Annotated in this window: 22 protein-coding genes and 3 tRNA genes; 4 read left to right on the forward strand and 21 right to left on the reverse strand. The window is 61.5% G+C overall.

What is annotated here, in order from left to right:
* Window positions 1-44: 44 nt before the first annotated feature.
* Window positions 45-1,703, forward strand: coding sequence for a malate synthase A (gene aceB / locus AB0O81_RS05960; protein WP_363582223.1), 1,659 nt, complete (start codon window positions 45-47; stop codon window positions 1,701-1,703).
* Between the two features lie 82 nt (window positions 1,704-1,785).
* Here the strand turns inward: aceB and AB0O81_RS05965 are convergent, their stop codons facing one another.
* Both AB0O81_RS05965 and AB0O81_RS05970 read right to left on the reverse strand, forming a co-directional pair.
* Window positions 1,786-2,595 carry an ABC transporter permease gene (locus tag AB0O81_RS05965; RefSeq protein WP_363582225.1) on the reverse strand — a complete coding sequence of 270 codons (810 nt, stop codon included), beginning with the start codon at window positions 2,593-2,595 and terminating at the stop codon, window positions 1,786-1,788.
* Window positions 2,592-3,455, reverse strand: a complete 864-nt coding sequence (locus AB0O81_RS05970) for an ABC transporter ATP-binding protein (protein ID WP_363582227.1) — start codon at window positions 3,453-3,455, stop codon at window positions 2,592-2,594. The genes AB0O81_RS05965 and AB0O81_RS05970 overlap by 4 nt, the downstream gene beginning before the upstream one ends.
* A 94-nt stretch (window positions 3,456-3,549) precedes the next feature.
* On the opposite strand from AB0O81_RS05970, the gene AB0O81_RS05975 reads away from it, so the two are divergent.
* Entirely contained in the window at window positions 3,550-4,752 is a 1,203-nt protein-coding gene (locus AB0O81_RS05975; RefSeq protein WP_363582229.1) for a pyridoxal phosphate-dependent aminotransferase, read from the forward strand.
* 21 nt (window positions 4,753-4,773) lie between these two features.
* Here AB0O81_RS05975 and AB0O81_RS05980 read toward each other — a convergent pair whose 3' ends face one another.
* The 11 genes from AB0O81_RS05980 to AB0O81_RS06030 form a co-directional block, all read right to left on the reverse strand.
* The gene (locus tag AB0O81_RS05980; RefSeq protein ID WP_363582231.1) at window positions 4,774-5,910 is read right to left on the reverse strand and encodes a UDP-N-acetylmuramate dehydrogenase; all 1,137 of its coding nucleotides are present in this window, start codon (window positions 5,908-5,910) and stop codon (window positions 4,774-4,776) included.
* A gap of 3 nt (window positions 5,911-5,913) precedes the next feature.
* Window positions 5,914-6,318 carry a MaoC/PaaZ C-terminal domain-containing protein gene (locus tag AB0O81_RS05985; RefSeq protein WP_363582233.1) on the reverse strand — a complete coding sequence of 135 codons (405 nt, stop codon included), beginning with the start codon at window positions 6,316-6,318 and terminating at the stop codon, window positions 5,914-5,916.
* On the reverse strand, window positions 6,315-6,764 hold the full coding sequence (locus tag AB0O81_RS05990; RefSeq protein ID WP_363582235.1) for a MaoC family dehydratase N-terminal domain-containing protein: 450 nt from the start codon (window positions 6,762-6,764) through the stop codon (window positions 6,315-6,317). The genes AB0O81_RS05985 and AB0O81_RS05990 overlap by 4 nt, the downstream gene beginning before the upstream one ends.
* Before the next feature lie 101 nt (window positions 6,765-6,865).
* A complete protein-coding gene (locus tag AB0O81_RS05995) occupies window positions 6,866-9,199 on the reverse strand; it encodes a M1 family metallopeptidase (protein ID WP_363582237.1) in 2,334 nt (777 codons plus the stop codon).
* 192 nt (window positions 9,200-9,391) lie between these two features.
* On the reverse strand, window positions 9,392-10,192 hold the full coding sequence (locus tag AB0O81_RS06000) for a sulfite exporter TauE/SafE family protein (RefSeq protein WP_363582239.1): 801 nt from the start codon (window positions 10,190-10,192) through the stop codon (window positions 9,392-9,394).
* 3 nt (window positions 10,193-10,195) lie between these two features.
* The gene (locus AB0O81_RS06005; protein ID WP_363582242.1) at window positions 10,196-11,017 is read right to left on the reverse strand and encodes a DUF2510 domain-containing protein; all 822 of its coding nucleotides are present in this window, start codon (window positions 11,015-11,017) and stop codon (window positions 10,196-10,198) included.
* 169 nt (window positions 11,018-11,186) lie between these two features.
* Window positions 11,187-12,254 carry an alpha/beta hydrolase gene (locus AB0O81_RS06010; protein WP_363582244.1) on the reverse strand — a complete coding sequence of 356 codons (1,068 nt, stop codon included), beginning with the start codon at window positions 12,252-12,254 and terminating at the stop codon, window positions 11,187-11,189.
* A 150-nt stretch (window positions 12,255-12,404) separates the two neighbouring features.
* Window positions 12,405-12,478 (reverse strand) — tRNA-Met (locus AB0O81_RS06015).
* Between the two features lie 34 nt (window positions 12,479-12,512).
* Window positions 12,513-12,584: transfer RNA gene (locus tag AB0O81_RS06020), tRNA-Thr, on the reverse strand.
* Window positions 12,585-12,651: 67 nt separating this feature from the next.
* Window positions 12,652-13,644, reverse strand: a complete 993-nt coding sequence (locus AB0O81_RS06025) for a M23 family metallopeptidase (RefSeq protein ID WP_363582246.1) — start codon at window positions 13,642-13,644, stop codon at window positions 12,652-12,654.
* Between the two features lie 447 nt (window positions 13,645-14,091).
* On the reverse strand, window positions 14,092-14,892 hold the full coding sequence (locus tag AB0O81_RS06030) for an inositol monophosphatase family protein (protein WP_363582248.1): 801 nt from the start codon (window positions 14,890-14,892) through the stop codon (window positions 14,092-14,094).
* 42 nt (window positions 14,893-14,934) lie between these two features.
* On the opposite strand from AB0O81_RS06030, the gene AB0O81_RS06035 reads away from it, so the two are divergent.
* Window positions 14,935-16,509, forward strand: coding sequence for an NAD(P)/FAD-dependent oxidoreductase (locus AB0O81_RS06035; protein ID WP_363582250.1), 1,575 nt, complete (start codon window positions 14,935-14,937; stop codon window positions 16,507-16,509).
* A gap of 6 nt (window positions 16,510-16,515) precedes the next feature.
* Here the strand turns inward: AB0O81_RS06035 and AB0O81_RS06040 are convergent, their stop codons facing one another.
* Window positions 16,516-17,580: a DUF2304 domain-containing protein gene (locus AB0O81_RS06040; protein WP_363582252.1), complete on the reverse strand. Its 1,065-nt coding sequence runs from the start codon at window positions 17,578-17,580 to the stop codon at window positions 16,516-16,518.
* A gap of 134 nt (window positions 17,581-17,714) precedes the next feature.
* Between AB0O81_RS06040 and AB0O81_RS06045 the strand changes: the two genes are divergently transcribed.
* Window positions 17,715-18,206, forward strand: coding sequence for a GNAT family N-acetyltransferase (locus AB0O81_RS06045; protein ID WP_363582254.1), 492 nt, complete (start codon window positions 17,715-17,717; stop codon window positions 18,204-18,206).
* A 9-nt stretch (window positions 18,207-18,215) separates the two neighbouring features.
* On the opposite strand, the gene AB0O81_RS06050 is transcribed toward AB0O81_RS06045, so the two are convergent.
* The 7 genes from AB0O81_RS06050 to AB0O81_RS06080 all read right to left on the reverse strand — a co-directional run bounded on the left by AB0O81_RS06050 (window position 18,216) and on the right by AB0O81_RS06080 (window position 24,414).
* Window positions 18,216-18,542: a hypothetical protein gene (locus AB0O81_RS06050; protein WP_363582256.1), complete on the reverse strand. Its 327-nt coding sequence runs from the start codon at window positions 18,540-18,542 to the stop codon at window positions 18,216-18,218.
* Between the two features lie 116 nt (window positions 18,543-18,658).
* A tRNA-Tyr gene (locus AB0O81_RS06055) sits at window positions 18,659-18,743 on the reverse strand.
* A gap of 90 nt (window positions 18,744-18,833) precedes the next feature.
* Window positions 18,834-19,748 carry a PfkB family carbohydrate kinase gene (locus AB0O81_RS06060; RefSeq protein WP_363582258.1) on the reverse strand — a complete coding sequence of 305 codons (915 nt, stop codon included), beginning with the start codon at window positions 19,746-19,748 and terminating at the stop codon, window positions 18,834-18,836.
* The gene (locus AB0O81_RS06065) at window positions 19,745-20,245 is read right to left on the reverse strand and encodes an FBP domain-containing protein (protein WP_363582260.1); all 501 of its coding nucleotides are present in this window, start codon (window positions 20,243-20,245) and stop codon (window positions 19,745-19,747) included. The genes AB0O81_RS06060 and AB0O81_RS06065 overlap by 4 nt, the downstream gene beginning before the upstream one ends.
* A 47-nt stretch (window positions 20,246-20,292) precedes the next feature.
* Window positions 20,293-21,189: a bile acid:sodium symporter family protein gene (locus AB0O81_RS06070; RefSeq protein ID WP_363582262.1), complete on the reverse strand. Its 897-nt coding sequence runs from the start codon at window positions 21,187-21,189 to the stop codon at window positions 20,293-20,295.
* Between the two features lie 68 nt (window positions 21,190-21,257).
* Window positions 21,258-23,147: a glycoside hydrolase family 13 protein gene (locus AB0O81_RS06075; RefSeq protein ID WP_363582264.1), complete on the reverse strand. Its 1,890-nt coding sequence runs from the start codon at window positions 23,145-23,147 to the stop codon at window positions 21,258-21,260.
* Between the two features lie 277 nt (window positions 23,148-23,424).
* On the reverse strand, window positions 23,425-24,414 hold the full coding sequence (locus tag AB0O81_RS06080; protein ID WP_363582266.1) for a sugar ABC transporter permease: 990 nt from the start codon (window positions 24,412-24,414) through the stop codon (window positions 23,425-23,427).
* Between the last annotated feature and the right edge of the window lies 1 nt (window position 24,415).

The raw sequence follows: 24,415 nt of genomic DNA on the forward strand, positions 1-24,415 counted from the left end.
CTTCCAATACTTCGCACGACCCACACACAGATAAGGACAGGGCAATGACTCCGACCGCTACGGGCATCGCGCCCGAGACAAACTCCATCCCGACGACGACCACCCCGAGCATCCAGATCCTCGGTGAAATGCGTCCTCGCTACGACGAGATCCTCACGCCCGAGGCCGTCGCATTTCTCGCCGAATTGCACCACCGATTCTCGGGACGCCGTCACGACCGGCTCGCTGACCGCATGCGTCGCCGCTACGAAATCGGCAACGGGCACGACCCGCGCTTCCGCGACGACACCGCGCACATTCGCGAAGACGCCGAATGGCAGGTTGCCGGCGCGGGCCCGGGCCTCGAAGACCGTCGCGTCGAGATCACCGGACCCACCGATCCCAAGATGACCATCAACGCGCTCAACTCAGGCGCGAAGGTATGGCTCGCCGACCAGGAAGATGCCACAAGCCCCACCTGGAAGAACGTGATCGAAGGTCAGCTGTCGTTGCGCGACGCGATCCGTGGCGAACTCTCGTTCACGAGCCCCGAAGGCAAGACCTACGAAGTCACCGCCGAAGAGACTCCGACGATCGTGATGCGTCCGCGTGGATGGCACTTGACCGAGAAGCACCTGCGGTTCACCGACCGTTCGGGGCGCGAGATGGCGACCTCAGGTTCACTGGTCGACTTCGGACTGTACTTCTTCCACAACGCCAAGCAGCTCATCGCGAACGGCCGTGGACCGTACTTCTACATCGCGAAGCTCGAGAGCGCCGAAGAGGCCAAGCTGTGGGATGACGTATTCACATTCTCCGAAAAATACGTCGGCATCCCCCACGGCACGGTGCGCGCGACGGTGCTCATCGAGACCCTGCCGGCAGCCTTCGAGATGGACGAGATCCTGTTCGAACTGCGCGACCACTGTGCGGGTCTGAACGCGGGGCGCTGGGATTACATCTTCTCGATCATCAAGAACTACCGCGGCCGCGGCGCACGCTTCGTGCTCCCTGACCGCAGCGAAGTGACGATGACCGTTCCGTTCATGCGCTCGTACACCGAGCTGCTCGTGAAGACCTGCCACAAGCGGGGCGCCTTCGCAATCGGCGGCATGAGCGCGTTCATCCCGAATCGGCGTGACCCTGAAGTGACTGCGCGTGCCTTCGAGAAGGTGTCGGCTGACAAGAACCGCGAGGCCGGCATGGGCTTTGACGGCACCTGGGTAGCGCACCCCGATCTGATTCCCGCCGCAATGGCGGAGTTCGATGCGGTGCTCGGCGACAAGCCGAACCAGGTCGATCGTCAGCGTGACGATGTTGAGGTCACCGCGGCCGATCTGCTCGACGTGCACATTGGGCGCCCGATCACGGCGCAGGGCGTGCACGACAATGTGTCGGTGGCGATCCGCTACATCGAGGCTTGGCTGCGCGGGCTCGGCGCGGTTGCGCTCGACAACCTGATGGAAGATGCCGCCACCGCTGAGATCTCGCGATCGCAAGTGTGGCAGTGGATCCACCAGGATCAGCGAACAGCTGACGGCGCGTTGATCACTCGTGAGTACGTCGAGGGGCTCATCACACGGGTGCTCGGCGAAGTTGATCGTCATGAAGGTGACCGATTCGATGACGCGGCAGCAATCTTCCGCGAGGTCGCCCTGGGCAGCGAATTCCCCGCGTTCTTGACGTTGTCGGCCTACGCCAACTACCTGACCGAAGTCGACTAGCCGCAGCTATTGAGACGACGCGCCGCGTTTCTGCCGTAGAGCAGAGACGCGGCGCGTTGTTGCCCGTATCGACCGAGCGTGTCTAGCCGCTGCGGCGATTCCAGCGGAAGGTAAGAAGACTCAAGACCGCCCCGACAACGAGCCAGATCAAGAGAGCGACAGCCACCCAGCCGAGCTCCCATGCACCAGCAGGCTCGAGGGTCGCAAAGTCCTCGGGCAGAAACACCGCGCGCATGCCCCGCGCCATCCACACCAGCGGGAAAAGGCTGGCGAGATTCTGCAACCAGTCGGGGAGCAACCAGAAAAACAGGTAGACCCCCGAGGTGAACTGAAGAATGAGGGCCACCGGCACGACAACGGCGACGGCGCTCTTTCCGGTGCGAGGCACGGCTGACATCGCGATTCCCAGCAAAGCGGAAGTCAAAATGCCGAGTACGAAGACCCACGCGAAGGTGGTCCATGACTCAATCGACGTGGGCAATTCGACACCGAAGCCAAATGCGGCCACCAGCAACAGCAAGGTTGCCTGCACGATTCCGGTGGCGAACACCTGACCGAACTTGCCGAGAAAGTAGCTCAATGGCGACAGCGGGGTACCACCAAGCCGCTTGAGAGTTCCATCAGAACGCTCCATAGCGATGTCGGTCGCGAGGTTCTGAAAACCAGAGAGCAGCAGCCCAGCGGCAAGCATTCCCGGTAGATAGAGCTGAGCTGCCGAAAGAGCCTCAACGTCGGGCCCTACGACGAGATCTCCGTCGGCGCCAAAGATAGAGCTGAAGAGGGCGAGCATCATCACCGGAAAGAAGAAGGTGAACAACAGCGTGTCTGGTGCCCGAAAGTATCCTCGAATCTCGTAGCCAACTCGCGACGCGCCTAGTGCCAGTACGCTCATCGCTTGGCCTCCGCTTCGGCAGATTCTTCGATCATCGAAAGATAGATCTCTTCAAGACCGGGTCTGCGAATCTCGAGACCTTCAGGCTCCGAGCCCAGCCGATCCGCAAGCACATTTGCGAACGCGAGGGGATTCGCCGTGGTCTCAATGTGTTCCTCTCCTGCCTCAAGCCAGCGCACGCGTGGTGTTCGCGCTCCTTCACCGCCGAAGGAATCGATAGGGCCAATAGCGTGCACGACACCCGCCGCGATGACCGCAACACGGTCTGCCAACTGAGCGGCTTCATCAAGATAGTGAGTGGTCAGCACAATCGTCGTTCCTTCGGATTGCAGCCGGCGAATGAGTTGCCAGAATTCCCTGCGCGCATGCGGGTCAAACCCTGTCGTAGGTTCGTCGAGAAAAAGCACTTCAGGTCGCCCGATGATTCCGAGTGCGACATCGACGCGACGTTGTTGGCCGCCGGACAAACGCGAGATGCGGGTGCGGGCCTGCTGTTCCAGGCCGACCGAGGTGATCACCTCTTCAACATCGCGCGGATTCGGGTAGTAGCGGCTGAACTGCTGCAGCTGCTCACGCACGGTATAGGCGCCCGCCTGCCCTGTCGACTGCAGCACGATGCCCAGCCGAGCCTTCCATGACAAGCCGGCAGAGGCCGGATCTGTGCCGAGCACACTCACGGTGCCGCCGGATCGGGCGCGGTAGCCTTCCAGAATCTCCACGGTGGTGGACTTTCCTGCGCCGTTCGGACCGAGCAAAGCGAACGTCTCGCCCTCCTCGATATCGAACGATACGTCACGCAGCACTTCCCGCTCACCGTACGACTTTCGAAGGTTTCGGACGTGAATCGCTGACGTGTTCATAGACACAGTCTCGTGGGTTCTCTACAACGGCACAAACCAACATCCGTGATGGTGCACATTCCGTGGCGCACGATGCGCGACTACGCTCGTAGATGTGACCGAACGCGCACCACTCTCCCGCAAATTGTCCGCCATCGCCGAGTCTGCGACCCTCAAAGTCGATGCCAAGGCCAAGGCCCTTCAAGCCGCGGGCCGTCCCGTGATCAGCTACGCCGCGGGCGAGCCTGATTTCTCGACACCGCAGTTCATTGTGGATGCTGCGGCCGAGGCTTTGCACAACCCCGCGAACTTCCGGTACACGCCAGCCGTAGGGCTGCCTGTGCTGCGCGAAGCCATCGCTGCGAAGACGCTGCGCGATTCTGGTCTCAAGGTTGACCCGTCGCAGATCATCGTCACCAACGGTGGCAAGCAGTCGGTTTACCAAGCTTTTCAGGCGGTCGTGAACCCAGGCGATGAGGTGCTGCTACCCGCTCCCTACTGGACCACCTACCCCGAGGCGATCGCTCTCGCGGATGGCGTTCCTGTGGAAGTCTTCGCCGGAGCTGACCAGGACTACAAGGTGACAGTGGCGCAGCTGGAGGCGGCACGCACCGACAAAACCACCGTGCTGGTCTTCGTCTCCCCGTCGAACCCAACAGGTTCGGTCTACACCCCCGAAGAGACCCGTGCGATCGGACAGTGGGCCGTCGAGCACGGCATCTGGATCATCTCCGACGAGATCTATCAGAACCTCGTCTACGAAGGCGCCCGCGCAATGTCGATCGTTGAAGCGGTGCCCGAAGCCGCAAACCAGACCATTCTTGTCAACGGCGTCGCCAAGACCTACGCGATGACGGGTTGGCGTGTGGGCTGGATGGTCGGCCCAAAAGACGCGATCAAGGTTGCGGCAAACCTGCAGTCTCACCTGTCGAGCAACGTCAACAACGTCGCCCAGCGTGCCGCCGTTGCCGCTCTCACCGGCCCGCAAGATGAGGTCAAACAGATGCGCGAGGCGTTCGATCGTCGGCGTCAGCTGATCGTGAGCGAGCTGAACAAGATCGATGGGGTTCATACGCCGAACCCGCTTGGCGCGTTCTACGCGTACCCTGACGTCACCGGCCTGCTGGGAAAGTCCTGGGCAGGAAAAACTCCTACGACCTCACTTGAGCTTGCTGATCTCATCTTGGAAGAGGCTGAGGTTGCTGTCGTTCCGGGCGAGGCATTCGGCCCGAGCGGATACCTTCGCCTGTCCTACGCGCTCGGCGACGACGGCCTGCGTGAGGGCATCCAGCGCATGCAGCGGCTGTTCACGGCGTAGCGCCGAGCAACGCATCGCTCGTCAGAGATCCACTCCGACGAGCACCGGCTCCGGTTGCAAGACCAGGCCAAATTCGGAGTACACGCGGTTTTGAATGAAACGGGCAAGCTCGGCGAGCTCTCCCGCCGTCGCGTTGCCTCTGTTCGTAAGGGCAAGTGCGTGCTTGGTCGACAATGAGGCTCGGGATCGCGGCAATTTGAAGCTTTTGCCGATGCCAGATTGTTCGATCAGCCAGGCCGAGCTGACCTTAACTTCGTTCTTCTTGGCTGCTAGCTTCGGCACGTAGCCGTCGAACGACTCCAGCGGAATGACGAGCACCGGATCGAGGTCTGGGGCAACAGGCCAGCGAGGGCAGTCGGCCGGAAGCGTGCGGGCGAACGATTCAGACACCACAGCATTCTGAAAGAACGAACCTGCGCTGTATGTGTCGGCGTCGGCGTCATCGAGCACCATGCCTTTGCTGGCACGGGTCTCAAGCACGTGGTCACGAATCCACCTGAGGCTGACGCGATCGTCTGGGCCCAAACGCAAGGCGGAGCGCAACTGCTCACCCGCGATCGGGCGATCGCCGTGCCCAACTTCTGCGAGCTCAAGGGTCACAGAGATGATCACTGCGCGACGCGCTGGGACTGATCCGTAGTGCTGCTTGAGCACTGAGGTACGAAAGCCGAGTCCCAGTTCTTCGGCCGACACCGTCGAAACATCGCCAGTTGACTCATCGATGAGTTCCGCCTCGACGAGCGTTTGAACGATCTCTTGCCCGTACGCACCGACGTTCTGCACCGGGGCCGCACCGGCTGTTCCGGGAATGCCCGACATCGCCTCGATGCCGGCAAGTCCGGAAGCGACAGCGAAGGCGACAAGCGCATCCCAGTTGTGTCCCGCTTGCACTCTTACGCGCGCGAAACCAGGACGAGTTGCAGGCAGACGTTCGATGCCCTCAGTGAGAATGCGAACCACGGTGCCCTCGAATGGCTCGTCGCCGACAAACAGATTCGACCCGCCGCCAAGCACAAACCACTCCTCGCCGGTACCCCACACATCATGCAGAGTACCGATCAGCTCGTCCCTTGTCGTCGCGTCGAGCATGCGTGTCGGCGCGGCACCCGTACGCAGGGTTGTGAGCTGTGAGAGCGGGATCGGTGTAATCTCGGGCACGACTCAACCGACCCGAACTCGCACCTGAGCTTTGCCCAGCACCGTCGTGTCAGCGTGAGTGACCGTCAGGTCAACGCGCACCGCGTCTTCTGTGATCGCGCCGACTTTGGCAACAACCGACACCTCGGCGCCGGTCGCGGCATCGACAAGCACAGGGCGTGTGAAGCGGACTCCATACTCAAGAATGCGTCCCGAGTCACCTAGCCACGGCACGATCGTCTCAACGGCAAGGCCCATTGTCAGCATGCCGTGTGCCAGCACGCCGGGCAGTCCGACCGTTTCGGCGACGTCGTCGCGGTAGTGAATGGGGTTGAAGTCTCCGGATGCTCCGGCGTACCGCACGAGCGAATCGCGGGTGAGATGCACAGTTCTTTCGGCGACTACGTCTCCGACGGCAAGAGCGCTCATTCGCTTGCCTCGCCGACCAGCAGCACCGACGTCGCTGTCACAACGTGCGCCCCGTCAGCATCCACTACTTCAGCATCGCTCGTCACCATGGCGTTGCCACCGAGCGTGCGGATGCCCTTTACCGTCAGCTGGGCAGTCAGCTCATCTCCCGCAACGATCGCACGCGTGTAACGAAAACGCTGCTCTGCGTGAATGACCCTTGAGAGCACGATGCCCGAATCGGGCGCCGCAATCAGCTGCTGCAAAGTGAGGTCTTGCACCACCATGGCGAACGTCGGAGGAGCGACTACATCGGCATAGCCGAGCGCTTGAGCCGCTTCAGGGTCGACATGCTGGGGATCGCTCGCGAAGACCGCGCGAGAGAACTCACGCACCTTCTCACGACCCACGAGGTAGGGGGCAGTCGGCGGAAAGACACGACCGACGATCTCGGGGTTCACTGGCACATCTTCATTGTACCGAGCCAGTCGTCTGGCTTCGATTGCGCATAGACGGCACTGTCCCGCCAGTTGCTCAGCACGGACGCAACTAGCGGGACAGTTTTGCCTTAGCGGTCCGAACGCATCAGCGAGGCGCGACGTCGGGCCGCGCCGACCCCAACGGCCCCAGCCATCACTAGCGCGAGTGCCCAAGCGAGCGCTGCCAGCGGCGCCTCACTACCGGTGACTGCGAGACCCGAATCTGTCGCGGTCTCTGACTCCGTCGGCGTAGCTGTCGGCACGGTCGCGGTTGGCGTCGCGGTTGGCGTCGCGGCTGCTACGACCGGTCCGACAGGTTCACTTGTCTCGCTCGACGGGAGGTAGCCGGCCTTGGAACCCGTCACGGTCACTGTAATCAGTGACCCGAGGGCGGACTCTGGCACCACGAAGGTGTGTGAATCGCTCCCGGGCGACGCTTCACCGTCTACTGCCCACGAGTACTCGAACTCCGTGCCCTCAGGCCAGCCATCCGTCGTTGCGACAAGCGACTCTGCGACCTGCGCAGTGCCAGAGATTCCGGGTTGCGCGGCTTCGAGCGCATACTCCGATAGCGCCAAGCTCGACACACAATCGACACACGTGCCGCCGAGGCTCGCAACCTGTGAGGTCGCTCTCAGCGTGCCGCCGGATGCTGTCGCCGAGACTGCAACTTCGAACGAAGTCGCCGCGATCGGCTCAGTGACAGGAGTCTCTGGAATCGACCACGTCAGAATAGCGCCGTCAATGCTGACCCCTTCTGCAAGCGTGGCAGTGTTGATCTCGGCTTTGCTCAGCACCTCTGACAGATCAACCTGAACCACGGAGGCGCTGAGGGACGAAAGACCCGTGTTGGTCGCTGTCAACGTATAGCTGACATCGTCATTGCGCTCAAGCGTGACATCGCTGGGCGCGGCACTGAGCGTCAGGTCAAGCTTGTCGGGCCACGACGGCTTGCCAGCATCGAGAATCCAGTTCTGATAGAAATCGGTGATGTCTAGACCCGAAATCTCCTCGACGAGAGCCTTTAGATCTGCACCCGTCTTGCTCTGGCCTGCATACCGCGTCTGCCACTCACGGACAGTTTCGAAGAACGCTTCATCTCCCACCGCGATTCGAAGCGCCTGCCAGAACTGCGCACCTCGCGTGTAGGTCTGGTAGCCGTAGAGGTCTGTGGAATCGGTTTGCGCTCCCGGTGCGATGCTCCAGTTGCCACTGGTTGATGCCGTTCGATTCCACGAGTTGTAGTAGCTCAACTCTGTGGATGTCGCGCTCGTACCGAACCCCTCGGCCGAGTTGTAGTAGGTGGGTGCCCAGGTCGCCATGCCCTCACCGATCCAGATATCAGTCCAGGTCGTCGGAGCTACGTTGTTGCCGTACCACTGGTGCACTAGCTCGTGGATAAGGGTGTTTCCCGCCACGGAGTTTGTCGACGGGAAGAACGAGCGATCCTGCGTTTCCAGCGCATAGTTGATGCCGCTCGGCACGGTGTCGACCAGCACCCCCGTGCTGAGGCCCGGGTACGGTCCGAAGACGGTTTCCAAATTCTGGATGATGGCCTCGAGCTGCGCAACGCGGTTCGTGATCGTCGTCTTGTTGGCAGCAGACAAGGCCGAGTCCATGAACGACCATGACGGTATTTGGCTGCCGTCGCTCAACTGAACCTGCGACTCGATCACGTCGAAACGGCCGATAGAGATCACAGCGAGCTCCGAGGCCATCGGCTTTGTCTGTCGCCAGACCCAAGTGGTGCGAGTTTCATCGGCAGATGCCGTCTTCGAAACGAGTTCACCGTTGCTGACCGCTGCGGCTGTGCCAGGCGCTGTACCCGCGACGGTGTCCAAGATGGTCGGAATATCGAGCGTGAAGGTATAGGTCGCCTTGTCTGCGGGCGTGTTGTTGTGCGGGTACCCCGTCATCGCGCCGATCGGCTGGCCGAGCATCGTGGCACCGTCGTTGGTGCGGTTCCATCCCTCAGACGAGCCATCCAAGTCAGTGTGTGAACTTGGCACACCCGAGTAAGCGACAGTGGTGGTGAATTCACCGGTGACCGGAGTTGCCGGGGTGACGATCAGTTTGTATTTGATCGCGCCAGCATCAATGTCGCGCGACCACGCGGCGGCAACGCCGTTGACGGTTACCGTGTCGACGTCAAGGCCCTCAAAGTCAAGAGAGAAGCTCTTGAGCGGTTGCAAAGCCTGCGCTGTCATTGTCGTGGTGGCTTCGATGGATCCTGCGATGTACGTTCCTGCTTGGATTGCATCGGGCGTCCACGCAATGTCGACGTCGTAGTCGAGAGCGTCGTAGCCACCGTTGCCGACGTTGGGGAACATCGGATCTGTTGAAGTGCGCGCTCCGTCGATCACTTCGTCGACCGCTGCTGCGGCAGAAGAGGCGGCTACGCTCAGCCCCGCGACAAGAAGCATTGGAAGCGATATGGCTAGAATCCGCCGGTGAATTGGAACACGGGAAAACGATGATCGTGGCGCCATGTGCTGCTCTCGTCTGTAGTTTTGTTCCGCCGCGAGTGGCGGGATTGCCTCACTGTATGGTTCCGATGTTTCCGCCGTATGACGGTCTGCTGGCAGTATCTCGGCGATCTCGCCAATCGCTACAAGCTACGGCTTTTTGCGCTGTGCTTTGACGGCCTTCACGCCCATTTGAACGGCGATGAAGGTGAGGAAGAACGCGAAAAGGATGTTGGCTGCCATCGGATCAAGAAGGGTGGCGAACCAAGCACCAATAGCTGTCGTGGTACACGCAGCGCCACCGATGATCAGCGCAGCGACAAGGTTGACATTGTTGCGGCGTAGGTTGCCTACCGTGCCAGAGATCGCAGTCGGAATCATCATGAGCAGGGAGGTGCCCTTGGCGATGAGGTCACTCGTTCCGAAGAGGAGGATGAGCGCAGGCACCACGATAATTCCGCCGCCCACACCGAGCAGGCCAGAAAGCACGCCGGTGATGAGACCGACTGCGGCCAGGCCGAGCCCGTTCCACCAGTCAAGCTGCAGCCCTGCATCGCGGGAAGGGATCACCAAGAAGAGACTGACGATGACGATGCCGAGAAATCCGATAAACGACCATCGAAGAATGGTGGCCGACAGCCGCGCCAGAAGCCATGTGCCCACCTGAGCGCCGATCACCGCGGTCGCGGCAAGGATCAGTGCGGGAATCCACGCAACGGAGTCCGACATCGCGTACGAGATGACACCGACGGTGGCGGTAGGCACGATCGCTGCGAGCGAGGTGCCCGCGGCGAGGCGCTGCTCAAAGCCGAGCAGCAGCACCAGCAACGGCACGATCACTGTGCCACCGCCGACGCCGAAAAGGCCCGACATCAAGCCGGCGGTGAGACCGATGCCGATGCACGCAGCGATAAATCGGAAGCTTTTGGGATTCTTGATAGTTTCAGGCACGCGTCACCGATCGTTGATGCTGTCGATTGCCCAGTCGCCGTTGGCTACAACGACCAGATACTCGTATTCATCAACGACGGTGTTGTCTGAATCTGTCGGATTGCCCTCTTCGTCAAAAGGCACTTTGTATGTTTCGTCGGTCGCGACGAATATCGCGCCCGGCTCTTCGTCGATGCTGACCACGGTTACTCGATACTCCGACGATGTCGCATCGAAGTCTGCGACCAGCTGAGTGAAGCTGACGCAGTCCACCACACCTTCACTTGCGCGGAAGGACTCGGTTGTAGATTCAAAATAGCTCTCGCAGTCCGCACTCGCCCATGCGTGGTCGTACAACAACACCGCGTCGACAGCCGCCTGCTGGTCCGCGCCTTCAGCGACCACTGACGAATTGGCCTCGGATGAGCCACCTGACGTCGACAAGCTGAATATCAGCAATGGCACGACAACCGCGATCGCAATGACGATGCCCAGCATCACAACGGCGAGCACGACCCAGACCACCCACAACTTCGATTTGCCCGGCTCAGTGGCTGCTACGAACCCTCCGCTGTATGCGGGGGCTTCCGCGCCGGGCACCGCACCCGGATACCCATCGGGCGCGTGCACGTATTCCGGCGTTTGGGCGGCATCGGCTTCCATCGCGGTCATGAAGTCCTCAACCGATGCAGGACCCGCTGGTTCTACATCGGCGGCGGGAGTCGGCTCTGCGATACCACTCTGCTCTGCGTTGGGGACGGCAACATGCTCAGTCCACTGCGCGCCATCCCACCAGCGCATTGCGCCGTGTCCGTCGTCATACCAGCCAGGAGGGGTCGTCGTCATCCTCAAACCCTATCCGTCTGCCAACGCTAGGCACGCACGCGGGCATGAAAAAGCCCCGACCGTTACCACGCGGCCGGGGCGAGACGAATGAGATGTTCGCCTATCACGTACACCGTACCCCGCCAGGCTGGCAATTGGCCTTACGCGGCGACGTTGGCGCAAGAAGAACCTAGCTCGTCACTTCGCCCAGCCAGCCGATAGTGGCCTCGAGCGCTTCTTGCGCTTCGGGTCGGTCTAGGTGGAATTGATACTCATGAGGAAGCGCGGGCTCGTGCTCAGCAGGCCAGAACAGCTCGGTGACTGGTACGCCCGCGGCCTGAAGCGCCGTACTCATCGGTATTGACTGCAACCACGTGAGCCCATCGCCGTTGCCACCGCTGATGTAGGTCGGAGGAAAATCGGACGTAACGAAGTCGAGGCTCGACATCGTCGCTCCCTCGTAGGTTGCCGACCAGTTCTTCGTGCCCGTGTATGCCCATAGCGACGTCTGAAGTCCCCAGGCGATGATTCCGTCGAGCTCGGCCATCGAGGCCAGGTCATAGACGCCGCAGTTGAGGAGAGCCCCGCTGAGCTGATCTGCTTCGAGGGCGGGGGCGATTCCCATCAGATTTGCATAGCGCTCGTCGGTGATCAGCGTCGCGAGCTGGCTAGCAAGCTGGGCGCCTGCCGAGTCGCCGGCCAACACGATCTGCGAGCTGTCAATCCCGAGCTCATCAGCGTGATCATTGAGATATCCGAGCGCCTCGTTGAGCTGGTTCACGGCCGCGGGGTAGGTTGCCTCCGGTCCAAGCCCGTAGTTGACGCCCACAGTCGTATAGCCTTCGTTGGCTAGCAGTTTCAAGTAAGGGTTGACGTTTGCGGAAGATCCAGAGACCCACGCCCCACCATGAATCCACACGACTGTGGGGAGCAACTCACCCTCCGTGGCATTGCTGAACAGGTCTAGTGTTTCGACCGGGTCGACTCCCCCGCCGTAAGCAATGTCGAACATTTGCGTTGCCGGTTCAACCGCCACATGCTCCTGCATCTCTGCTGCCCTAGCCGCGCCGTCTTTCACAAACAAGCTGCGAATGATCAGTGCCGACGGAGCCGGTGTCACCGAGCCGACGATGGCGACCGGGACCATGACGAGCAACAACGGCCCCACGATCCACGCCGCCACGCGCCAACCGCGATGGCGGCGCCTCAAAGAGTCCGAGGCAGGTGCCTCGCCGGCTGTCTTCGAAGGCTTGCTCATCAACGAAGGCTACCGGGCGTGGAGTGCGCGAAAGTCCGCAGGGAGCCTGAGAGCGTCCCTGTGCGGCGGACATCTGATGAGAACGGTGTGAGAATCCGCGGAAAGCGTCAGAAAACAAAAAACCCTCGGAAAACCGAGGGCTTCAATCTGTAGCGGGAGCGGGGCTTGAACCCGCGACCTCACGATTATGAGTCGTGCGCTCTCACCAACTGAGCTACCCCGCCGCACCGTTTTCGGACCATTGATCCGAATACTACGAGCCCCGAGACAGGTTTGAACTGTCGACCCCTTCCTTACCATGGAAGTGCTCTACCACTGAGCTATCGGGGCGTAGCTGCCTGAAACAGGCAACTAGAAGAGGATATCAGAGCATCCGCTCGTTACTGAATCGGCGTCACTATCCAGCGTGCTCCTGCAGCCAGACAAGCGGGTCGATTGCTGTTGTGCCGTTCATGAGGATCTCAAAGTGCGTGTGCGCGCCAAACGAGTAGCCCGTGTCGCCCGTGTTTCCGATGACCGTGCCTACCGTGACTTCCTGCCCAGCCGAGACCTGCAGCGAACCGTAGAGCATGTGCGCATAATGGCTCGACACGAGCACTCCGTCGACTTCGTGATCGATGATCACGTGCACGCCGTATGCCCCACCGGCTTCGGTTGCCACGCGCACAACCCCGTCTGCAATCGCCTGCACAGGCGCACCCTCACCGGGCGTGAAGTCCACACCCTCGTGCATGGTGCCCGAGCGCATGCCGAAGCCGTAGCTCATCGGAACACCGACAGCGAATGGCCATTGGATGGCGGCGTTGGGGTCGTTGACAAAAAGATCAGAGACATTCGAGATGCCAGAGTCAGAAGCAACTTCTGCCACCGTGACGCTGTCGTAGCCGCCCTCGCGGTCAAGCGTGGCGTTCTCGATGGTCGACGGTGCAACGTACGCCTGGATTTCGCCGTCATCAGTCACGTCGACATCGCCCGCGGGAACCGTTGCGATTTGCGAGCCAGACGACATCGCCGCCATCGCTTCAGCAGGGGTCGTCATACCGACGGTGAGCAAGCCGACAGCCCCCATCACTCCGACCGAGAAAGAAAGGGCTGTGACTCGTTTGAGCGCGCCGCGGCGGCTGACTCGGCGCCTCGCGGCAGCGGTGGCACGAGTAGTCGTGTCCACCACGACGGTTTCGGCGTCATCAGTCTCAGCTGCTTCCTCGCGCACCGGAAGTTCGCCCGTGAATGAGAACAGGCGTGCCGACGCAGCGAACGCGTCATCTTCGGTTTCATGCGCATCCGGCGCGATGTCAAGGGGCTCTGCGTTGACGGCCTCAGAGTCGTTGTCGACTGCCGGTTCTGCGAGCTCAAACGAACCCGTCTCGGTGACCGCGGGGGTGAGCACGGGAGCCGGCGCATCTGGGATCACTGCTTGCGACGCGGTCGCGGCGCGACGAGCACGGCGACTTATTGGTGCGGTCGGCGGGTGACCCGGTTCCTCGGCATGCACGGAATCAGCGATTGAAACCGCACCCCTGTCTGCCCCTGCTCGCTCTCGCCTTTGCGCGCGCGACAACACCGGGTCGGCAGCAGAAGGCTGCACCGGCGTAGCGGCTGTTCGGCTGGAGCAACGCGTGGGCGCGTTCTCAGCCAGAGGGGCTTCGGCAGACAAGCGGGATGGAGCTCTCGGGTCGTGTCGCTTCGGGGGCAACGGTACGGTCTTCAGGCTTACGAGGTCACCACTGGTTCGGGCCAAAGGTAACGATCGGATAAACAATACCCGGGGAGGCCTGAGAATGCCATGTGCGCGGCGCGCGGGTCGTGCGATTCGTTCGCGCTCTTTACTTTGCGGTTAGTTCCCACTCGCAGAGGTGAAGAGCCGGTCGAAAAGCAAGGAGTTGGATGCTACGACAAGCAAGCGACCGAATTCGTCTTCCTCGCTGCCAACGCTCACGCGACCACCTGCCTCGGTAACGATCAGGGCGCCCGCCGCGTGATCCCACGGTTTCAGCCCGCGCTCGAAGTACCCGTCAAGTCGGCCTGCCGCGACTGAACAGAGATCCAGAGCTGCCGAGCCGAACCGACGAATGTCACGAGCGAGCGGCATGACTCTCGCCACTCGTGCCAAATCCCCCGCATGAGAGCGCGGGTCATAGCCGAAGCCGGTGCCAAGCAGCGCACCTGCGGGCGATAGCGCATTGTTCACAGCGATGCGCTGAGCGCCCAACCAGGAACCATTGCCGAGTGAAGCGTGGAAGCTCTCGCCCGTCACCGGATTGAATACCACCCCCGCAAGAGCGGTCCACTGGTCCGGCTCGGGGGTTCCTCGCACGGCCGCGATACTGACCGCATAGGCCGGAATCCCATAGGCGTAGTTGACGGTTCCGTCGATGGGATCGACGATCCAGGTAATCCCGCTCGTACCGGGCTCAGGTTCGGATTCCTCACCGACAAACCCATCTTCGGGTCGCATCGAACGAAGTCGATCGCGAATGAGCAATTCGACCTCGCGATCTGCTTCGGTAACGATGTCTGCCATCGAGGACTTGGTCGCCGCGATCTCGACGCCTTGATCTCGGCGTTGCTTTGCCAGCGCTCCCGCTTCGTGAGCAATCTCAATCGCAATGTGCGCTAGCTCAGAGGCATCAGTCATACCTCCACGCTAGCGGAGCATCCGTGTCCGATAGCGTGAAGCATGACCATCGCACCTCCGGATTTCAGTCACGACGTCGTCATCGTTGGCGGCGGCCACAATGCGCTCGTCGCAGCCACCTATCTTGCCCAAGCGGGCGTGTCGGTTGTCGTTCTCGAACGCCTCGAGGACGTGGGCGGCGCGGCAGTCTCGGAGCGGCCGTGGGGCGGTGTCGACGCAAAGCTCTCGCGTTATTCGTACCTGGTCAGCCTGCTCCCCCAGCAAGTCATCGATGATCTGCACCTCGACGTCAGGCTTGAGCGCCGGCGGTTTTCGTCGTACACACCCGACCCAGATGACCCGACGATGGGGATCTTGGTCGACAACGAAGATGCCGCTGCTACGGCAGCATCCTTCTTGCGCGTGACCGGCGACGGCTCAGAAGCTGCGCGTTTCGAGGAGCTCTACGCCCACATTGCGCCAATCGCCGCAGCGGTGTTCCCCTCTGTCACCGAACCGCTGTTGCGCCAGGGTGAGGTTCGTGAGCTTCTGGACAACGAGGCGCTCTGGCACGACCTCGTGGAGCGCCCGCTTGGCGACATGCTCAACCGCGCTCTGGGGACTGATATCGCGCGCGGTATCGCCCTCACCGACGGGCTGATTGGCACCTTCGCCAGCGCCGACGACGAGTCTCTGCGTCAGAATCTCTGTTTCCTCTACCACGTGATTGGTGGCGGCACCGGAGACTGGGACGTGCCCATTGGTGGGATGGGCATGGTCAGTGGAGCGCTCGAGAGCGCAGCACGCGCGGCCGGCGCCGAGATCCGCACCTCCGTCAATGTGACATCGATTGACCCCGATGGCAGCGTGCATGCGGCGGACGAAGAGTGGCGAGCACGACTAGTGCTGAGTGGAGTGGGACCTGCAGTGCTTGACCGGCTCATGGGAACCAGCGACGCAGACATCACAATGCCTGAGGGTGCGCAGCTCAAGGTGAACATGTTGCTGTCGCGACTGCCACGTTTGCGCGATGAACAGATTTCAGCCGAGGCTGCATTCGCGGGAACGTTCCACGTCAACGAGACGATGAGCCAGTTAGAGGATGCGTTCGCTGCCGCGAAGGCCGGCAGCATTCCGCATCCCTTGCCCCTAGAAATCTACTGCCACTCATTGAGCGACCCGACAATTCTCGGCCCGCAGCTACGTGACTCAGGTGCGCACACCCTCACGCTTTTCGGGTTGCATGTGCCGCATCGACTCATTGCTGGCAAGGATCCTGATGCGGTGCGCGCGACGTTACTCGAGGCCGCTATGAGCTCACTGGATTCTGTGCTTGCAGAGCCCATCGCTGACTGCCTTTACCTTGCACCAGACGGAACGCCCTGCATCGAAGCGCGCACCACGGCTGACCTAGAGGATTCACTCGGGATGCTCGGGGGCGACATATTTCATGGCTCGCTGTCATGGCCGTGGGCAAGTGATGAGGAGCCCTTGGACACCCCGGCGCGGCGATGGGGTGTTGCAACGAGTCACGACGCAGTGCTGATATGCGGGTCGGGCGCACGTCGCGGTGGCGCTGTCAGCGGTATAGGTGGCCACAACGCGGCGATGGCAGCGCTCGAAATTCTGCGGGGCTAGTCCGGCTCAGGGGCGAGGCGGCAACGGCGGGGGCGGCGGAAAGTTGCGGTAGTCGATGTCGTCGACTGGCGCAGTTGCGGACTCAGGCGTCACTGCTGGTGCAGCCTCGGCGCTTGCGTTCGCGTCTGCCGGAGCTGCAGGAACATGTGCGGCGGGTGGCTGCTCACTGGCAGCCTCTTCAGCGGCGGCTGGTCCAGACTCGGATACGACCAGCGACGACTGGGCAGGCGTGGGAAAGACATAGGCGCCCGCGCTGGGCTGACCGGAGTAGTAGGCATTCCAGTCGGGTGATCCGTCTGGAAGCATCGGCAGCGGCGTCTTGCCGTCTACGTAGTACGGCCACGGCAGCGGCTCAGGCGCAGGCGCCGCGGCAATCGCACCGTAATGAGCGTCGCCCCCGGCGTAAGCCAGCTGCGTAGGACGCCGTATGCGTGGCGTGAACAGCACGTTGACCAAGGGCAGCAACGCCGTGCCCACGGCAGCGAGAATCGCAACCGCCACGACGACTCTGCCGTACAGGTCGGAGAAGTACACCCACTCCGAGAACATGAGCGGCAGCGTGAGAAGCACTGCCAAAGTGACGACAAGCACGATCGTGACGATCGCGACCACCTGGGTGAATGTCGTGACCCGCCGAGCGAGAGCCTTTGCATAGAGACGCACGTGCAATAGCACTAGCTGGAAAATCAACACGATGATCAGAAAGTTCACGAACCGCGACGCGAGCCACCAGGTGCGCTCGGGCATCCAGATCATCACCGCGCCGATAAGCAACAACACGATCCACGTCGCCATGCTTGCCAACGCAAACCATGAAGGGCGACGCGGGGCGAGATGAACATCAAGAATGGTGACGCCCGCGAACGAGGCCAGCAGAAGAACCGTGGCGAAAGCTCGGCCGATGATCCCGTTCTGCTCGCCGACGAGCACCCACACCACGCACACCAGTGCGGCCGCGATGAGCGCACCGATCGCAACCCAAATTGCAGCACGCATCAGGGGCGGCAACGCCTGCTCTTCCTCTGAAGCAGCAGCGGGTGCGGTAGCCAAGGAGTGCTCTCGCGCAGTCATGACAGTCCTCTCTCATAAGGAGATCGTTCGAAAGCCATCCTGACACGGAGTGATCAAAAGGCAGAGGGGCAGAGCACATGCGCATGCCCAAAACTGCACTACCCGCAAAGTGGCGGTGTAGGTACGGTGGTTTGGTGGCTCATATTGATCTTCGTGAACTTGGTGACGACGATCTCGACGCAACCTTCGAGATGATGCGAGATAGCGCCGCCGTCGAGCTGGCTGCATTCACCGCTTCAGATCCGAATGATCGCGCCAGATTCGACGAGTGGATAGCCCGCGAGCGTAGCAACTCGGATGTCAGCTTGCATGTGGTCACCGAAGCCGGTGGGTTCGCAGGAACCGCGGCGACCTTTATGACCGACGGTGATCGCGAGGTCACCTTTTGGATCGCGCGCCATGCCTGGGGTCGCGGGGTGGCCACCGCCGCGCTGCACCTCTTGGTATCGCGAGAGCCCACGCGGCCGCTCTTCGCGCGCGTCGCATCGCACAACGTCCCATCCATCGCGGTGCTCGAGAAGTGCGGATTTACCGAAGTCTCACGCAATACCGACTTCGCGCCGGGCCTCGGCCGTCACGTCGAAGAAATCGTCTTCACCCTCGTCCCCGCGCTTGATGGGAACTGAATCGCGGGTTTAGAGCGTTCCTACCAGCGAAATGTAGGTGGCGCACTCTTCGACCAGGTCGATGGTCAGCTCACCAGTGAACTCGCGGCCGTCTTCGGTTTCGGTACGAACCTCGACGTTTGACTGCTCGCCGCTATCTTCGACGCTGATGATCTCGACCACCGTGTACGACTCACCGCCCATGTCACTGGCACAGAGCCCCTCACCGTTGGTGAGCACGCGTTCGGCAATAACGCCCGCAGCGTCTTGCTCGTCCTCTTCCTCAGCAGTTGTGGAGCAAGCGGATACGGACAGCATGGTGACTGTGACGGCGGCAGCGGCAATGATGCGGTTCATGCTGGCACGGTATCGCGCCCACGTTAACACCGCGTTGCGCACCACAGCCTTTTGGCACAGTGCGACCGGCGAAAAGTAAAAACGCCCCACACGATGAGGCGTTTTTCTCAGAATTTTGGTGGCGAGTGAGGGATTCGAACCCCCGAATGCTGAGCAGTCTGATTTACAGTCAGATCCCTTTGGCCGCTTGGGTAACTCGCCAGGTGCGCACCCGCCCAGGCTTTTTCAGTCGACCGGAGGCGCGATCCACAATATTACCCCCTGCGAGGCACTGCCAGAAATCGAGTGCGCTTAGGTGCCGATGCGATCAAGATCCAGATCGTCCAACGCCGACGGAAGCCGCAGCAGCGCACCCTCGAATCGACAGGTGGCAGCGGCAGCATCCATCGCGTCATGAAGAACTTCGGTCCAAGTGTGAACGGCGTTAGGCCACTGGTTGATGACCGCTGCGATGACCGAGGCGAACACCGCATCACCCGCCCCCATCGTGTCGATGATGGAACCGGGCAGTGAAGAAATTGGCGCTGTTGCGAAGTCGCCATTCGACTCGACAGATGCTCCGGCCGCCCCCTCGGTAGAGAGCACGGCGCGTGCGCCATGCTCGAGCAGTCGCGCGCTCAGAGCGTCGACGGGCACGTCGTAAAGCAGTGTGGCGTCGTCGGCGCCGATCTTCACCAAATCCGCGTGAGCGGCCAAACGCTCAAACCCGCTGACGAACAGCGAGAAGTCCCGCATCATGCCTTCGCGAGGATTCGGGTCAATCGCGAGCATCGCACTGCCACCGGCGAGCGCTGCCGCTAAGCCGAAGACCTGGTTCGGGTCATCGAGTGCCATGCAACTGACGGCCACCAAGGGTGCCTCGCGAATCGCTTCGGCCGCATCGGAATCGAATTGGATGCTGCGCTGTTGCGCGGCTTGGTTGAAGACGTACTCAGGTTCGCCGCCCGCGCTGCGAGTACTTACCGCGCGCGCAGTGCCATAGGGTGCGGGTGTCGCGATCAAGTCGACGCCGTAGTCCTTCAGGTAAGACTGGATGCGCTCCCCCTCGTCGTCATCACCCACCATGGCAATCAAGACGACGGACACTCCGAGCCGTGAAAGCCCCACGGCGACGTTGAGCGCCGCGCCGCCAACGAACTCCCTTACCCCGCGGTCGTCGCGTATCTCGTCAATGAGAGCGTCGCCCACCACTGCTACGCGGTTCATGAAACGTCCACACGTGAGTCGAGCACGCTAGCGACGAAGCTTTCCACGCGTCGGCGGGTTCCATCGATCTTCATATCTACACTCGCTCTCATTTCGCTGGGGGCCAGCGGCGCCGCCAAGCGTACATTCTCGTGGCAAGACAGATCGGCACAGATGTATGTGCCAATGCTGTCTCCTCGCTCACCCGCTCTGCCACCCTTGCGTGCACTGAACAGTGACACCTGATCGCCGGGCTGCATCGTGTGGCAGAGATTGCACAGTCCCGACCGCGCTCGCGAAGCGGTGTCGGCCGCGCGCACGATCACACCCTGCAACTCACCGCCGATTTCAGCAAAGACATAACCTCGCCCGCGGGTTTGAGGGTCGCGCCAAGCGTAGAAATCGAGATGATCCCAGTCGGCGAACAAGAAATCGGCTGGCAACGCCAGCAGCTGCATCTCGTCAGCAGTGGCGTTCTGAAGTGCCGAGCGCACATCGCTGTCGATGAGTGGGCGCATTGCAACCTCCTGACTGTCTCCACCCAGTCTACGAACGCGCGCGACTCTTAGCTCTGCGGCGGCGCACTCGCGGTTTTCACGTCACCGTCATTCGCAGCAGCGCGATCACGAATTAGGAAGCCAAACCCGAAGGCGATGAAGAACATCAATACGCCGTACACTGCCGCCGGCAGGCTGAGCTCGGTCGAGCCCAGCACGGTCTGCGCGATCACGATAGCGAGCGTTGCGTTGTGGATGCCGATCTCGAACGATGAAGCGATCGCTTGAGGTCTGCCAATCTTGATCGCGCGGGGTACCAGGTAGCCGATCGACAAGCTGATGAGGCAGAACACCACGGTAATCAAAGCCAACTGGGCAAAGTTATCGAGCAGCAACGCCCAGTTCGATGCCACGGCACCCGCGATGACGACAACCAAGATGACCACCGAAGCGACTCTCACGGGCCTATCCATCGCGTCTGCAAACTTCGAGGCGAAGCGACGAATCAACATGCCGACCGCGACGGGCAACAGCACGATCGCGAAGACCTCAAGCGTCTTTGACCATTGCAACCCGAGCTGGTCATCGAATGGATTGAAGTAGACAATCGCGAGATTCGTAATCAACGGCAGGGTGACAACAGCGATCACCGAGTTCACGGCGGTGAGCGAGATGTTTAATGCGACATCACCGCGGAACAGATGGCTATAGAGATTGGCGGTCGTGCCACCGGGCGACGCAGCCAGCATCATCATGCCGACGGCGAGTATCGGTGGCAGTTGGAACAGCAGAACGAGACCGAAACACACCGCGGGAAGCAGGAGCAACTGGCAGGCAAGAGCAACTATCACCGCCTTTGGCTGTTTCAATACCCGTGCGAAATCGCCGGGGGTAAGACTGAGACCGAGGCCGAGCATGATGATGCCCAGGGCCACGGGAAGGCCGATTGTGGTCAACGCTGACATGAACCTCAGTGTGCCCGATGGAAGGGCGACGATTCACCATCCGCGCACCACGCGTATCGCATCGGCTGCTACAGCTGCGGGAGCTTCACCCCTGGCAACGACCAGACAGCGAACGCTGGGCCCTCTGCTGAGATAAGCACAGACCCGTCGTCCGAGACGGCGAGCGTCGCGTCGCCGTAGAGACCTTCCGCCGCTGCGACTCCCGACAGCATGCCCGCCTTGATATCAGCGTCGGCGCCCTCGCGCGTGGCCAGCACGAGCAACGTCTCATCCGCCGATTCACGTACGAAAACCACACTTTGCTCATCAACATGAACCCAGCGGAGCCCGCCAGTTGCGAGCGTCTCGTGCGCACGCCGCAGGCGAATCAGATTTCGGTACAGCTCCAAGCGCGCAGCGACATCAGGTGTCTCCTCGCTCCCCCACGGAATCGGACTGCGACTCCACTCGCCGTCAACGCCGGTGAGGCCGAACTCATCGCCAGCGAAAACGACGGGAAGCCCCGGAAGCGTCATGGCGAGCCCGACGGCGACGGGCACTGTTCCTGGCGCTGCATTCGTGGCGAAGCGCGCCGTGTCGTGGGTGTCGAGTGGTTGCATGTTTCCCAATCGCACTCGCCAGGGAATTCCTCCGTTGAAACGCACCACAGCGTCGACAAACTCTCGTGCCGAGTAGCGGGGAATCCCGCCTAGGGGCTGACCGAAGAACCACGGTTCGGTCAGCGTGTTCGCATCGCCATCGAGATAGGGCTCGTACGTGGGCTCGCTGAGCCACCCCCACACCGGACGGGTGAATGAAGGGTAGGTCATCGCACCATGCCATCCGTCACCCTGCAGGTCACTCGCAGCGTCATTGGTCGACTCGCCCAACAGAATGGCGTCGGGGTTGATGTCATGCATGGTGTCACGCAGCAGTCGACGCACATCCCCGTTGAGGTCGACGGCCCCCAGTCGTCCGGTCATATTCGCAACATCGATGCGCCAGCCGTCGGTCGAATAGGGCGGCTTGAGCCACTTTGCCACCGCAGACTGTTCGCCCGTGATGAAGCGCTCGCGCAACTGCTCTGAGGCCCAGTTGAACTTGGGTAGGCTCGGATACCCAAGCCACGAGACGTACTCCGTGTTCTCGTCGTTCTCGAAATAGTAGAACTCCGATTCCGGTGCTTCAGGGTGTGAGAAGGCCGACTGAAACCACTCATGTTTGTCGCCCGAGTGGTTGCTAGTGAGGTCGCCGATGATTCGCATGCCCCTGGAATGAACTGCCTCGATCAGCCGTTGGTATGCGTCTGCGCCACCGAGAAGCTCGTCGATCTCGTCGAAGCTCGACGCGTCGTAGCGGTGGTTGGATGCTGCCGGGAATACCGGCGTCAGGTAGATGAGATTGACGCCGAGCTGCTCAAGATGGTCGAGCTTCTCGATGATCCCGTCGAGGTCACCACCATAGAACTGGTTCGTGCGGTGCGGCATCACGCCGTTGACCGGATCGTCCCATTCGGCGGGAATCGCCCACTCTGGCAACTCACGTCCCTCGGCGTCGGCTGAGCGCGCGAAACGATCCGGAAAGATCTGGTACATCACGGTTTCGTTCAGCCAGGCCGGAGGGGCGGCGTTGGCGACGAGGGCGAAATCCTCAGCATCCAGTGTCTCGATGTGGTGAAGACCGGTTTGATTGAGCCAGATTGCCTCGCCCTCTTGCTGCACGAGCAACCACCGGTAGCCGTGCCGAGGGTTAGCAACGACGATTTCCGCTTGCCACCAGTCCCAGCCGTCGACCGCACCGAGAAGCTCAGCTTCAGCCCATGCCGGCTCGTGGTCAGGGTTGGAGCGCACGCGCACCGCAGATAGCGGCGCATAGCTGCTCGGCACGCGCAAGCGAACAGCGACCCGATCGCCAATGGCCGGCTCAAGGTTCGATACGTAGAGCGGCGAACCGTCGTGGTGAGGGTGGAGGGTTGTCATGAGGGTGCCTTTCGTGTGAGTGATCGACGTGGTTGCACGGCAGCCGCCATGACAGAGCCCTTGAGTTGTTGTTCAGTTGTGGAAATCAGGATGCCGCGCCGCGGTCACCGGTAAATCGCAGCGGCCGGGACCGACTGAAAGTCGAACACTGCCTCGCCACTCACTATCGAGTATCGCGCGCCAGCGCACGAACGCGCATCGTCCGCCCATGTTCGTTCATGATCGCAGCGCGGTCGTCGCAGCCTGCTCTCTCAGTGGGCATCGATATGGGAATCGGCTACTTCACGCTCCCCGCGGTGAGGCCTCCCACAATGTAGCGCTGCAGCGCGAGGAAGAGGGCGACCGGAAGGATCGCGGCGAGCACGGCCCCGGCGGCGAACACGCTCCAGTTCTTCGAGAACTCGTCAGAGATGAACTTGTACAGTCCGACCGCGAGTGTCTGCTTCTCAGGGTCGATGAGAATAACGCTGGCGAGCACGAACTCGCTCGAGGTGCCGATAAAGCTGAGAAGCCCGACGACCGCGAGAATCGGCGCGACGAGGCGCAGGATGATTGTGAAGAAGATGCGCGCGTGGCCGGCGCCGTCGATCTTCGCGGCCTCGTCAATCGACGACGGCACCGTGTTGAAGAAGCCGTACATGAGGTAGGTGTTCACACCCAGCGCGCCGCCGAGATAGATCATGATGAGACCGATCTGACTGTTGAGCCCGATCGCAGGGAAGACATCACCGATGGCGACCATCAACAGGAAGATGGCTACCATCGCGAGCATCTGTGGGAACATCTGCACCACGAGCAACGTCGTGAGACCGAATCTGCGCCCGGTGAACCGCATGCGCGAGAACGAATACGCGGCGAGTGCCCCGAGAAGAACGGTGCCCGCGGCCGTTACCAACCCGATGATGAGTGTGTTGATGTACCACGCGCCGTACGGCTGCCGCTGGCTCGAGAACAAGGTGATGTAGCTGTCGATACTCGCGTTGGAGAACAGGGAGTTCGCCGTCAGTAGGGTGCCACCGGGATTGAGCGATGCCGACAAAACGTACAGCAACGGGAAGATCGCGAACAGCGAGATGGCAATTGCCACAAGGTGTCGCCATCCGGTCTCGCGGAAGTAGCGTTTGAACGGGCGGCGGGGGGCTGCGGCGACACCGCGCACACCCGCCTTGCCATGCCCCGAAGTGCTGGTTGCCAGTGCGTCGTCTTGGGTGGCGACGTTGTCGATGAGTCCGCGTGCCGCGGGGGCACCGGGTCTGAGGTTGCTCATG

Source organism: Microbacterium sp. NPDC076911 (assembly GCF_040687125.1).
Classification (GTDB): domain Bacteria; phylum Actinomycetota; class Actinomycetes; order Actinomycetales; family Microbacteriaceae; genus Microbacterium.

Bases quoted from the DNA above. Each gene is read 5' to 3' on its own strand.
- aceB (WP_363582223.1), top strand. From the start codon at position 45: ATGACTCCGACCGCTACGGGCATCGCGCCCGAGACAAACTCCATCCCG.
- AB0O81_RS05965 (WP_363582225.1), bottom strand. From the start codon at position 2,595: ATGAGCGTACTGGCACTAGGCGCGTCGCGAGTTGGCTACGAGATTCGA.
- AB0O81_RS05970 (WP_363582227.1), bottom strand. From the start codon at position 3,455: ATGAACACGTCAGCGATTCACGTCCGAAACCTTCGAAAGTCGTACGGT.
- AB0O81_RS05985 (WP_363582233.1), bottom strand. From the start codon at position 6,318: ATGAGCGCTCTTGCCGTCGGAGACGTAGTCGCCGAAAGAACTGTGCAT.
- AB0O81_RS05995 (WP_363582237.1), bottom strand. From the start codon at position 9,199: ATGCTTCTTGTCGCGGGGCTGAGCGTAGCCGCCTCTTCTGCCGCAGCA.
- AB0O81_RS06005 (WP_363582242.1), bottom strand. From the start codon at position 11,017: ATGACGACGACCCCTCCTGGCTGGTATGACGACGGACACGGCGCAATG.
- AB0O81_RS06010 (WP_363582244.1), bottom strand. From the start codon at position 12,254: ATGAGCAAGCCTTCGAAGACAGCCGGCGAGGCACCTGCCTCGGACTCT.
- AB0O81_RS06030 (WP_363582248.1), bottom strand. From the start codon at position 14,892: ATGACTGATGCCTCTGAGCTAGCGCACATTGCGATTGAGATTGCTCAC.
- AB0O81_RS06035 (WP_363582250.1), top strand. From the start codon at position 14,935: ATGACCATCGCACCTCCGGATTTCAGTCACGACGTCGTCATCGTTGGC.
- AB0O81_RS06040 (WP_363582252.1), bottom strand. From the start codon at position 17,580: ATGACTGCGCGAGAGCACTCCTTGGCTACCGCACCCGCTGCTGCTTCA.
- AB0O81_RS06050 (WP_363582256.1), bottom strand. From the start codon at position 18,542: ATGAACCGCATCATTGCCGCTGCCGCCGTCACAGTCACCATGCTGTCC.
- AB0O81_RS06060 (WP_363582258.1), bottom strand. From the start codon at position 19,748: ATGAACCGCGTAGCAGTGGTGGGCGACGCTCTCATTGACGAGATACGC.
- AB0O81_RS06065 (WP_363582260.1), bottom strand. From the start codon at position 20,245: ATGCGCCCACTCATCGACAGCGATGTGCGCTCGGCACTTCAGAACGCC.
- AB0O81_RS06070 (WP_363582262.1), bottom strand. From the start codon at position 21,189: ATGTCAGCGTTGACCACAATCGGCCTTCCCGTGGCCCTGGGCATCATC.
- AB0O81_RS06075 (WP_363582264.1), bottom strand. From the start codon at position 23,147: ATGACAACCCTCCACCCTCACCACGACGGTTCGCCGCTCTACGTATCG.
- AB0O81_RS06080 (WP_363582266.1), bottom strand. From the start codon at position 24,414: ATGAGCAACCTCAGACCCGGTGCCCCCGCGGCACGCGGACTCATCGAC.